Raw genomic sequence first — 12,123 nt, forward strand, 5'->3', positions numbered from 1 at the left:
TTACGCGGGCAACCCTTCTCCACTCAACCTCTCAACGCGCAACACGCCTCGGGTTCATCCTTTCGTCGCCCCGAACGTCAGCCCCGCGACGAAATGCTTCTGCATAGCGAAGAACATCGCAACCGAGGGCAGCGCAGCCAGAATCGAACCCGCCGAAACGAGATTCCATGCGGTCGTCCACTGCCCTTTCAGCGCGGCGACGCCGACCGTGATCGGTGCGGCATCATCGCCCTGCGTCAGACACAATGCCCAGAAATAGTCGTTCCACACGAACGTAAACACGAGAATCGCCAATGCAGCAAGCGCGGGACGAATCAACGGCAATACGATGCGGAAGAACACCGTCCATTCGTTCGCGCCTTCAATACGTGCGGCTTCGACAAGTTCGAACGGCAACTGCTTGATGAAGTTACGCAGAAACAGCGCGCAAAAACCGGTCTGAAACGAGACGTGAAACAGAATCAGCGCGCTTACGGTATTGAATAGACCGAGTTGCAACGACAGATCGCGCACCGGAATCATCAGCACCTGAATCGGGACAAAATTGCCCGCGACGAAGGTCGCAAACAACGTCGAATTGCCACGAAAGCGATAGATCGCGAGCGCAAAGCCCGCCATCGCGGCTAGCGCGATCGAACCGACAACGGACGGTACCGTAATCAGTACGCTATTCCAGAAGTAATGCAGCATCGGCGAGGTGGTCAACGCCTCGCGATAGTTATCGAACATCGCGAAGTGCTTCGGCCATCCCCAATAGTTGCCCTCGCTCAATTCCTCGGTCGAACGCACGGACGTGACGAGCACCGCGATCATCGGCAGCAGCCAGATCAGCAGCGCGACCGGCAAGGTCAGTTTGTACGCGCGGCGCGTGGCCGGCTTCCATTTGTCGATAGGCATCGGAAACATGAGCGGCTCCTTATTGCTCGGCGCGCAGCATCCGCCGCAGATGATAGACGATGTACACGAGCATGATGCCGAACAGCACGACCGCAATCGCCGCCGAATAGCCGATGCGGTAGTACTTGATAGCCTGGTCGTACATGAAGTACGCGAGCACGGTCGAGCTTTCGAACGGGCCGCCGCCCGTCATCACCGAAATCAGATCGAAGCTGCGCAGCGCGCCGATGATCGTCACGACGATCGCCATGAACGTGGTCGGCCGCAATTGCGGCAGGATTACGTGCCACAGCATCGACCAGCCATGCGCGCCTTCCATGCGGGCGGCTTCGATCTGCTCGCCGTTCAATGCGGTGAGGCCGGTCAGATAAAGAATCATGCAATACGCGGTTTGTGGCCACAGCGCCGCGAATACGATGCCGAACGTCGCGTAACGCGGGTCGCCGAGTACCGGCACGCCATGACCGAGAATCATCGCGAGCAGGCCGAAGGTCGGATCGTAGAACCACGAAAAGATCAGACCGACCACGACACCCGACAGCACGAACGGTGCGAAGAACAGCGACTTCACGATGCGAATGCCGGCCACCGCCTGATTCAGATACAGCGCGACGGCGAGCCCCATCGGCGGAGCGAGCAGAAACAGCACGAGCCAGATGAGATTGTTTCTGAGTGCCGTGTAGAACGTCGGCGTATGGAACAGTTCGACGTAGTTCGCGAGACCGATGAACGACGGTTCGGTCATACCGTCCCAGTTGAAAAAGCTCAGGCGGATCGTCGAGAGGATCGGCCACACCACGTACACGGCGACCATGATGCAGGCCGGCGCGAGAAACAGGAACGCAGCGCGCCGCTGGCGCCGCGCGGTCGGCGTCGGACCACGGCGGCGCGATGCGACCCGCGCGCCGCCGCCCACCATGCCGCCGGGCACGGGCGAGCCCGGCCCGTCAGGTTCAACAGGACCGTCGACGCTATGACGGCTCACGGAATGCGACACGATCACTCTCCCGATCCGATCTGTTTCCAATCCCCAACGGCGAACGGCGGCCTCGCGGCCGCCACCGCTTACTTCTTGTAGATACGCTGACGGGTCTGCTCGAGTTGCGCGAGGATGTCGTCGAGCCTGGTCGGATCGGAGATGAACTGCTGCATCCCCTTCATCCCTTCGTCGGCCATTTCCTTCGTCATATCGCGATCATAGAACTGCGCAATACCGCCCTTCGTATTCGACAGAATCTGGAAGCCGATCTTCGAAATCGGATCTTCGGGTTCGGGCGATTTGCTGTTCGCCGACAAGGAACCGAGACCTGTAGCGAGTTGCGCGCCGATCTCGGGCGTTTCGACGAATGCGAGGAACGTGTGCGCATCGGCCTTGTTCTTCGCTTTCGACGGAATATGCAACGATTCGACCGGACCGTCTTCGGCGGTCGACACCTTCGAATCGATGATCGGGAACTGGAAGTAGCCCATTTGCGGTTTCACGTTCGGCGGAAAACCCGCGGCGATAAACGTGCCCATCAGCATCATGCCGGCCTTGCCCTGGAACAGGAACGGCTGCACCGCATCGAGATCGTAGGAAAGCGAATTGTCGATGAAGTAGCCGTCGTCGATCAATTGCTTCCACGTCGTATAAACCTTCTTGACGCGCGGATCGGTGTAGGGAATCTCACCGGCCATCAGCTTCTGGTGAAACGCGTTGCCGTTCAGACGCAGGTCGAGATAATCGAACCAGCCCGCGAGCGTCCACGCATCGCGGCCCGCTACCGCAATCGGCGTAATGCCCGCTGCCTTCAGCTTCTTCGCGGCGTCGAGAAACTCGTCCCACGTTTTCGGCTCGCTCTTGATGCCGGCCTTCTCGAACAGATCCTTGCGATAGAACATCCCCCACGAGTAGTACACGGTCGGCGCGGCATACTGCTTGCCCTTATACGACGAAGCTTCTTTCGTCGACGCATACATCCCGTTCCAGCCGTTCTTCTGCCAGTCGCCGCTCAGGTCTTCGAACAGGCCGCGCTGCGCGTAATACGCCATGCGTTCGCCGTCGTGCCAGTTGACGACATCGGGCGCGACAGTCGAGAGCCAACCGGGCAGTTGAACCTTGTACGCTTCTTCGTCGATAAACGACACTTTCACGTCGATGCCGGGATGAGCTTTCTTGAACTCGTCGACCACCTGCTGCCAGACCGCGCGCTGGCTCGCGCCCTTGTATGCGATGTTCAGCGCGAGCGTGCTGGCCTGCGCCGTGCCGACGACGGACGTGCCTGCCGCCACAGCGGCCAGCGCGAGCGTCAATAGAATCTTGCGTGGTTTCAGTTTCATGCTGCCTGTCTCCTGTATTTCGTGGTTTTACGTCGGTGTCGTTGCGGTGTGGAGCTGGGATATAGCACTACTGCATCGCACTGCTGCATGGCACTGCCGCAGCCTTACCGGATTCCTGTCACGAACGGTAAATCGCCACGCCCTGCGGAGCCACCGCGCGCGAGCCGATCACGAAAGCGTGATCGGCAACGTTATCGAGCGTATGCACTTCGGCGCCATAGTTGAATACATAGGTCAGCGCACCGCGCCGGCTCACGCGTACGGCATCGCCGAGTGGCATCGTTTCGATGCCGGCTTCCTGGGCGATCCGCGCGAACAGACGCTGCGTGAGCGCGTCGTCGAACAGGCTCGCGAAATAGTGGCATGCGCCGTTTCGCACGTACGCGGGATGACCGTCCGCAAAACGCGCGCGCACATCGAGCGCAAGCGTGGCATCGCTATCGACGAAATCGCGCCAGTGGCGCGCGAAGCCAGCGGCCTCCGCGTTTGCGCCTGGCTCTTCGAGCAGTACCGCTTCCGTCACGTTCGGCCGCATCGATTCGACACGCCATACGCGCAGCGGCAATACCCCGGTCAACACGCCGGGCGGCAAATTGGCGGGAATCCGCAGATCAGGCGTTTTCGAACCAGTGCGCGGACCGAACACCACTTGCGCCCCCGAGCGTGCGAGCCGTTCGGCGAAATCGCCGGGCACGACCGGCAACGGCGGCACGACGATCAGGCTATAGCCGTCGAAAGAAGCGTCGGCCGGCACGACATCGACGTCGAGCCCGAGTGCGCGCAATGCCGAGTAGTACTCGAATGCGAAACGAGGATAGTGAAAGTCCGCGCCCTGCGGATGAATCTCGAACAGCCACTTCGCTTCGTAGTCGTAGACGAGCGCGACTTTCGAGCGGACCGCCGCATTCGCGTCGGCATCGACATCGGCATGCTCGGCAAGCACCGTGCGAATCTCGCCAGCGACTTGCGATGCTTCGCTACCGCCGATGTCGAGCCGGTTATCGGGCGCATTGAGACCCGCATGCATCTGCTCCTGCGCGAACGGCGCCTGACGCCAGCGGAAATACGACACGCAGCCCGCGCCGTGCGCGAACGCTTCCCAACTCCACAGCCGCACCATGCCCGGCAACGGCGCGGGATTCCAGTGCGCCCAGTTCACCGGCCCCGGCTGCTGCTCCATGACCCAGAACGGCAGCTTCGACATGCCGCGATACACGTCGTGATTGAACGACGCGAAATCCGGATGACCGCTGCGCAGCCAGCGCGCCTTGATGTCCGGTGCGAACCACTGCTCTTCGAGCGCGCCGAGCGGATAGCTGTCCCACGTCGCAACGTCGAGATCGGCCGCGACCTTGTAGTGATCGAACTCGGTAAAGAGTTGCATGAAGTTGTGCGCGACGGGCCGCCCCGGCGAATGCGCGCGAATGATCTCGACCTGCATGCGGTTGTAGCGCGCCACTTCATCGGAGGCGAAACGCCGGTAATCAAGGCGATGCGAGGGATGCGCTTCGGTCACGGTCGCGACAGGCGCATCGATTTCGTCGAAGCTGCGGTACTCCATGCTCCAGAACACGGTGCCCCATGCATCGTTCAACGCCTTGATCGTGCGATAACGCGCCTTGAGCCACTCGCGAAAGCGCGCGACGGCCGCCGGCGAATAGCTGACCACCGTCTGGTGGCAGCCGAATTCGTTATCGGTCTGCCAGTACGCGACCGCCGGATGTTTGCCGTAACGCTCGGCCACCGCCGTGCAGATGCGTTGCGATGCTTCGAAATACGCGGGCGACGAGAAGTCGTAATGGCGCCGCGAACCGAACGCGCGCGGACGTCCATCGGCGCCGACCGGCAGGATGTCGGGATGACGATCGATCAGCCATTTCGGCGGCGTCGCGGTCGGCGTGCACATGACGACCTTAAGACCCGCCGCGCCAAGCACGTCGATCGCGCGATCGAGCCAGCCCCAGTCGTATTCGCCGGGCGTCGGCTCCATGCGGCTCCACGCAAATTCGGCAATCCGCACCTGCTCGATGCCGAGCGCTTTCATCCGCCGCGCGTCGTCGTCCCACATCGATTCGGGCCAGTGTTCCGGGTAGTAACAGACTCCAAGGCGCATCCCAGGTCCCCCATGTTATTCAAGCGTAGTGTTCGACGGATTCGAGCGACGCGGCCGCGAAGCCGTCTTCGGTAAACAGATGGCAGGCCGCGCGCGGCACGCGCAGGCTCGCGCGCTCGCCTGGCGCGAGACGCGTTTCGCCCGGCGCCTTGGCAATCAGCACGGCGCCGCCGGGTTGATCGAGGTGAACGTAGCTGTGTTCGCCGAGCTGTTCGACGAGCGCGACGCTGCGCGTGAGCACGCCATCGGCCGGAGTCGTTGCCGATGCTGATACCGATACCGATGCTGATACGTCGGCGAATGCATCGACGAACTCGAGATGTTCGGGCCGCACGCCGAGCGTGACCGGCTGCGCGATTTGCAGACCCGTGCCGCTCACCGGCGCGTGGATGTTTTCGGCGCTGTGATCGAGCGTGACAAGCACGCCTTGCGCGCCGATCGACGCGACTTTGCCCGGCAGAAAATTCATGCGCGGCGAGCCGATAAAGCCGGCCACGAAACGACTCTTCGGATGCCGATACAATTCGAGCGGCGCGCCGATCTGCGCGATGCTGCCGTAGCGCTCGGTGTCCTTGCCCGCATGCAGCAGCACGATCTTGTCGGCAAGCGTCATCGCTTCGATCTGATCGTGCGTGACATAGACCACGCTCGCCTTCGCGAACTGCCTGTGCAGGCGCGCGATCTCGACGCGCGTTTGCCCGCGCAGCGTTGCATCGAGATTCGAGAGCGGCTCGTCGAACAGAAACACGCCGGGCTCGCGCACGATCGCGCGACCGATCGCAACGCGTTGCCTCTGTCCGCCCGAGAGTGCCTTGGGCCGCCGTTCGAGCAGCGCTTCGAGTTGCAGAATGCGCGCGGCTTCGCGTACCTTGCGCTCGATTTCGTCCTTCGGCGTTTTGGCGAGCTTCAGGCCGAAGGCCATGTTCTCGAACACGGTCATGTGCGGAAACAGCGCGTAGCTCTGGAACACCATCGCGACGCCGCGCTGCGCGGCGGGCACGTCGTTGACGATCTTCCCGCCGATCGCGAGGTCGCCGTCCGTCACGTCCTCAAGCCCGGCGATCATGCGCAGCAGCGTGGACTTGCCGCAACCCGACGGCCCGAGGAACACGCAGAACTCGTTCTCCCCGATCTCCAGATCGACATTGCGGATCACCGGCGCGCCGTCGCCATACGCCTTCTGCACGCCTCGTAAGGAAATGCTCGCCATTGCATCGACTCCGTGATTTAATCGGCGCGAAGTCGGAGATTAAGCGCTTAATCAGCAGGGCCGAAAAAATCGATCGCCTGCGATCGTTGGGGCTGTCTCCGGTATCGTTTGTATGCCTGTTCGACGACAGATGTTGCCGCGCCTTGCGCCGCGACGCAAATGCCGGGCAGACGTCCCAGATATTGAAAGTACCATGACTACACTCAGCGAAGTCGCGCGTCATGCCGGTGTCACGCCGGCCACCGTCTCCAACGTGCTGCGCAAGCGCGGCCGCGTCGGCGAAACGACCCGCCAGCGCGTGCTCGACGCGGTCAAGGCGCTCGGCTACCGCCCGCACCTCGCCGCGCGCGCGCTCGCCGAAGGCCGCGCGCCGACGCTCGCGCTGATGGTGTCGAGCATCGCCAATCCGTTCTATCCGGAGTTCGCGCTCGCGGTCGAACGCGCGGCGCGCACGAGCGGCCACTTCGTCATCATCTGCAATACGAATGAAAATCCACTGACCGGCCGCGCGTATCTCGACCAGATTGCCGGCACGCTCTCCGAGGGCGTGCTCGTGACCAATGCGAACCTCGATTTCGTGGACCTGCATGCGACCGAAGCACGCGGCACGCCGGTCGTGCTGTGCATGTGGGAGCGGCCCAACGAGCCGCCGGGGTTGCCGTGCGTCGCGGTCGACTTCCGGCTCGCAGGGGAGCTGGCCGGCGCGCATCTGCTCGCGCTCGGACATCGGCGCTTCGGCGCGATCGTCGGCAGCAAGGCCCAGGGTATTCACGCGGCACGCTACGAAGGTTTCGTCGACGCGCTGCGCGCGGGCGGCGTCGCGAAGAACCGCGTCAGGCACGCGGCCGATACGATCCACGGCGGCTACCTCGCGGCGCGTGCGCTGCTCGAAGCCGATCCCCAACTCACCGCGATCTTCGCGACCAACGACCTGCCCGCGCTCGGCGCGATGCACGCGGCCGCCGATCTCGGCCTGCGGGTGCCGCACGATCTGTCGGTGGTCGGCATCACCGACATCCAGCTCGCGCGCGAATCACGTCCCGCGCTGACCACGGTGGCCGTGCCGACGGTCGAGGTCGCCGGGCTGGCGGTCGAGCTGTTGCGCGAGCTGATCGAGTCGTCGTATGGGCCGGCGGGACGCGCGGCGAATAAAGCGCCGGGGCCTGCGCCGATGCGGGTTTCGTCGGCACCGAAGCTGGTCGTGCGCGCCTCGACCGCGGCGCCGCGCGAGCGGTGATGCGGCCATCGGTGTGATCGCGGGGGTGTCACCGAGGCCACTGCCAAAGCGGCCACCAATACAGCGCGAATGTGGCCGTAACAACCGCATGCGCGTTACGTAGCGAACGTTTCAAGCACGCGTTTCATCGAGCAGCCGGCTCACCGGGACCACGCGCAAACGCCCGCCGCACTCGGCATAGCGGCGAGCGCGCCGCATCGCAAGCGCCTGACATGCAGTTGGCACGATCCCTGCAATCACTCCGGGACAAAGCCGAGCGCCGGCATCTTCGCCATGCCGCCCGCGCTCCCAACCGGCCAGGCCAGGGCCGCAACATGCAGGGATATTCGAATGACCGCCGCTCAACTGCTCGCTCAACCGCCAACGCAGCCGCCAACGCAGCCGCCAACGCAGCCGCCAACGCAGCCGCCAGTGCAACCGACTCAAGCCGACCTCACGGCATCGCCCCACGACGCCGACGAAAACTTCGCGCAGCGCCATCCGCTGCAAATCGCCGTCTGCCTGCGCAATCTGCTGAACGGGCAGGACTTCGTGACAGTGGAGTTCGACGGCAGGCAGATCGTCACGCAGGTGCTCGACGTCGATTCGCGCAACGCACGCTTCGTATTCGACATGGGCAGCGTCGCGGACGACAATCGCGCGTTGCCCGCCGCGCCTCAGTTGACGTTTCGCAGTCTGCCCGGCGGCATCCGCACCGAATTCACGACGGGCGGCGCCACGCCCACCAGATTCGAAGGACGCTCCGCGTTCGAAGCGCCGTTCCCGCCGCTGCTCTACTACGTGCAGCGCCGCGAGTTCTTCCGCGTACAAACACCGTTGCTCGATCCGTATCTCGCGATCGGCCCGTACGCGAACGGCGGTTCGTTCCGCCTCGAATTGCAGGACCTGTCGCTCGGCGGCATCGCGTTGAAGACTGCCGACGAGCGCTTCGGTTCGCTCGAAGCCGGCACCGTGCTGCACGACGTGACCTTGCAACTCGGCAGTTTCGGTACGTTGCAACTGGATCTGCAAATCGTCGCGCCGCGCGCATTGACGACGCCGAAGGGCGACCGGCGTTATGTGATCGGCTGCAAATTCGCGTGCGCGCTCGGGCCCGCGGAGCGCACGCTGCAACGCGTCGTCACGCAACTCGAAACGAAACGGCAGACGCTCGCGCCGAGGCGGTAAGCCGACTCTGCGCACGTCATTGCGTCCCCTGCTCCGCGACGGTCTTCTCATCGGGACTATCGAGCAGGGGCTGCAACGCCGGCGCCATCGACTTCAGCAATTGCACGGCCAGGGCGCTCGTAAAGTCGTAGCGCGCCGCATACGGCTCGTGCGCCCACGCGGTCAGCGAACCGTAGAAACGGTCGCCGAGCGCGAACACGAAGGTCGCGCTGCGATTCACCTTGCGCGACTCGATGAGCCGCGCGCCCTTCGCATACACATTCAGGCGCTGATCGCCCGTGCCGGTCTTGCCGTAGACGTCGAGCGTTTCGCCATCGGGGAACGTCATGCCTTGCGCAAGACGCCTCGCGGTGCCGCCCGTCACGACGTCGCGCAGCAGCATCCGCACCACGCCCGCAATTTCCGGCGACACCTCTTGTTGCGGCGCGACCGATGCACGTTTGAAATGCGTCTCGTACGGCGTGTCTTTGGCGAAGTCGATCTGCGTAAGCGTTTCGGTCGGCACCTTGTTGCCGTCGTTCGCGATCACGCCGATCAATTGCGCGAGCGCTGCGGGCCGGTCGCCCGATGCGCCGATCGCGGCCGCATACGAAGGCGTGATCGACGCGAACGGATAACCGAGCGCCTGCCACGACTTGCCGATCGCGTCATATGCGCGCAGTTCGACCATGCGCTTGATGCGGCGATCCTGCGTCGCGTGATAGCGCGTCTTGAAGAGCCAGGAATAGGTGGACAGCCTCACGTCCCGACTCGCGCTATCGACTTGCGCGAGCGTCGCGTCGGGATGCGAGCGCAGGTAGTTGAGCGTCCACAGTTCGAGCGGATGCACGCCCGAGATATAGCCGCGGTCGTTCAGATTGAAGCGGTCGATACCGTATTTGTCGTATAGATTCGCGAGGTCTTCGTCGTCGAGTATCGAAGCGGCCGGGGTATTCTTCAGCGCCGCGCGCATCATCCGGTCGAACCACGCGTTCGATTCGTTCGGCGCGACGCTGCGCAATACGGTCGCCACTTTCGGCGGCGATTTGCGCACGCCGAGCAGCAGCAACGTGAGCGCCTGATCGGGTGCCTTGTCGTGATACTTCGTGTAGAAGCGCTTCATGTACACGCGGCTTTCCTGATCGGCGAAACGCGTGAGGTACATCTTGCGGGTCGCGGGATCGTCGAGCCATTGCGCCGACGGCCCGGTTGTCTGCACCATCTCGTAGCGGACGATGTCGCGCATCAGCCGCACGAACACGAGATTCACCGAATGCTGGAACGCACGATGCACGGTCAGGATGCGGCTATTGTCGTCGGATTCGAAGTTCGTGAAGGTTTGCGCGCCGCCGCCCGTGTAGAACGTTTCGCCGGGGCTCGCCGAGTATTTGCGCTCGACGGCCGCATCGAGCATCGGTTGCAGCGAATGGTCGCTGGTATGCAGCAGATAGTCGATTGCCCAGCGCGTCAATTGATCGTTAGGATCGGGCTTGACGGCCTTCAACTCCGCATTGCTTAGCGATGCATAGCGTGTGTGCAGTTCGGTGACGATCTGCAAATACGTGACGACGGTGCGCAGTTTCGCGGTCGAACCGAGATTCAGACGCGCGCCCGAGTTGATGTCGAACGGCTGGTTCACGCTGTCGGTCTGCACGCGCACGAGGTTCGCGCCGCCCTTGCGTTCGAACAGCGTGAAGCTGTAGGCGATATGCGAAGGATCGTCGGAGCCGCGCAGCATTTCGAAGCCGACGAGGCCCGCGGCCTTCGCGCCGTCGCGCGTCGCGGCGGCCGCGAGCCGTTCGCTGACGGCCTGCTGCACGGCGTTGTTGAGCGTGCCGCGCGCCTCGACGTCGAGGCGGTCGAGTTCGTAGAAGCTGCGCACGCCGAGTGCCGCGAGCAGATGCGAACGCATCGACGTCACGGCCTTGCGCGAAACGAACGAATCGTCGTTCGCGGCGACCTTCGTCGCGCGATGCAGGTCGACGTGCGCGGCGAGCGCGGCATCGCGCAACGGGGCCGATATCACGCCGCCGCTCGCGAGCAGACGCAGATAGCTGTCGGTCAGCCGTTCGAGATCGGGGTAGCCGCGTTGCAGGAAAAACGACGGCGCGCGTTGCGCGATCATCAGCGAGAGCACCTCGCGAAACGCGGCGCCCTGCTCGCCGAGATTCGCCTGTGTCGACGGCGCTTTCAGCACACGATTGGTCTCGCGGAAATCGCGCCCGTACCATGCGGCGAGTCCGTCGCCAATACCATTGATTTCGCCGATGCCCGGCTGCGCCGAGAGCGGCACCGAGTTCAGATAATGCACCACGATCTGCTGACGCGCGGGCAGCGTCTGCGGACCGTTCAGATAGGCGCGCACCGACGCGGACGCGATCTGCCGCAGCTTTTCGGGCGGCGTCGCGGTGCGGCCGCCGGCCGAGTGACGGAATTTCTCGATCTGCGTGGCGAGCGTGCTGCCGCCCGGCGTCTGCTGATGACGATTGAAAACGCGCACGCCCTGGTCGGCGAGCGCGCGACTGAAGCGCCCCCAGTCGATCGCCGGATTGCGGTTCGGCTGATTCGGATCGAGCAGATAGCGGTCTTCGATAAACAGCAGCGAATTCACGACGAGCGGCGGAATCGCCTCGAAGTTCTCGTAGGTGCGGCCCGGAAAACGCGCGCTGAAAAGCGGCGCGCCGGTGCCGTCGAACAGTTGCAGACCGGCGGTGTCTTTTTCTTCGTAGGGCAGAAAAAGGCCGTGATCGGCAAGCGACACCATCCGCTCGGAATCGCGCGCCTGCGAGCTGATTTCGAAGCCGCGTTGCTGCAGCCGCTGCTCGATGGAAGGCAGCAGCGCGTAGCCGAGGCGCGTGTCGTAGGGGCCTTTATCGGCCTGCGGAAAACGGATCGATGGGCTAGGGCCGGCGGCGACGGAAAAGCCGACGTCGCGAGTCAATTCGGAAAGGTAGCGTGCCTGCAGGCGCGAGGTTTCTATTTCGATCTGCACAAGCCGGGCAAGCAGCGCGACCGCGACGAGGAACGCCACGGCCAGCCCCCATTTGAGCCAGGTTCGCACCGGCACGGTGCCGGTCGCGCGAAGCGGAAACCGAAGCGGTGGCCGATTCATGGCAGTTCTCCCCGAGCGATGACCAGGCTGCCGAACCTGGCTCGCGTCATTCGAATCAGTGTAGCGCGGAACCGGAAATCGCTCCTGGC

8 protein-coding genes are annotated in these 12,123 nt (G+C 63.5%); 2 read left to right on the forward strand and 6 right to left on the reverse strand.

Translation table 11 applies throughout. From position 1 onward, the window contains the following. Nucleotides 1-54: 54 nt before the first annotated feature. From GXB81_RS05050 to ugpC, 5 genes are all read right to left on the reverse strand, one after another. Nucleotides 55-906 (reverse strand): carbohydrate ABC transporter permease, encoded by an 852-nt coding sequence (locus GXB81_RS05050; RefSeq protein ID WP_167043747.1) that lies wholly within the window; start codon nt 904-906, stop codon nt 55-57. A 10-nt stretch (nt 907-916) separates the two neighbouring features. Continuing rightward, nucleotides 917-1,894, reverse strand: a complete 978-nt coding sequence (locus GXB81_RS05055) for a sugar ABC transporter permease (protein ID WP_205988541.1) — start codon at nt 1,892-1,894, stop codon at nt 917-919. 68 nt (nt 1,895-1,962) lie between these two features. After that, nucleotides 1,963-3,216: an extracellular solute-binding protein gene (locus GXB81_RS05060; RefSeq protein WP_167043743.1), complete on the reverse strand. Its 1,254-nt coding sequence runs from the start codon at nt 3,214-3,216 to the stop codon at nt 1,963-1,965. A 118-nt stretch (nt 3,217-3,334) separates the two neighbouring features. Further along, nucleotides 3,335-5,329 (reverse strand): beta-galactosidase, encoded by a 1,995-nt coding sequence (locus tag GXB81_RS05065; protein ID WP_205988542.1) that lies wholly within the window; start codon nt 5,327-5,329, stop codon nt 3,335-3,337. 19 nt (nt 5,330-5,348) lie between these two features. Then, nucleotides 5,349-6,539 carry a sn-glycerol-3-phosphate ABC transporter ATP-binding protein UgpC gene (ugpC, locus tag GXB81_RS05070; RefSeq protein WP_205988543.1) on the reverse strand — a complete coding sequence of 397 codons (1,191 nt, stop codon included), beginning with the start codon at nt 6,537-6,539 and terminating at the stop codon, nt 5,349-5,351. A 193-nt stretch (nt 6,540-6,732) separates the two neighbouring features. On the opposite strand from ugpC, the gene GXB81_RS05075 reads away from it, so the two are divergent. Then, nucleotides 6,733-7,776 carry a LacI family DNA-binding transcriptional regulator gene (locus tag GXB81_RS05075; protein WP_205988544.1) on the forward strand — a complete coding sequence of 348 codons (1,044 nt, stop codon included), beginning with the start codon at nt 6,733-6,735 and terminating at the stop codon, nt 7,774-7,776. Nucleotides 7,777-8,187: 411 nt separating this feature from the next. After that, a complete protein-coding gene (locus GXB81_RS05080; RefSeq protein WP_346777780.1) occupies nt 8,188-8,943 on the forward strand; it encodes a flagellar brake protein in 756 nt (251 codons plus the stop codon). 16 nt (nt 8,944-8,959) lie between these two features. Here the strand turns inward: GXB81_RS05080 and GXB81_RS05085 are convergent, their stop codons facing one another. After that, on the reverse strand, nt 8,960-12,034 hold the full coding sequence (locus GXB81_RS05085; protein ID WP_205988546.1) for a transglycosylase domain-containing protein: 3,075 nt from the start codon (nt 12,032-12,034) through the stop codon (nt 8,960-8,962). Nucleotides 12,035-12,123: the final 89 nt, after the last annotated feature.

Origin of the sequence: Paraburkholderia sp. Ac-20336 (assembly GCF_017105025.1) — a bacterium.
GTDB lineage: Bacteria > Pseudomonadota > Gammaproteobacteria > Burkholderiales > Burkholderiaceae > Paraburkholderia.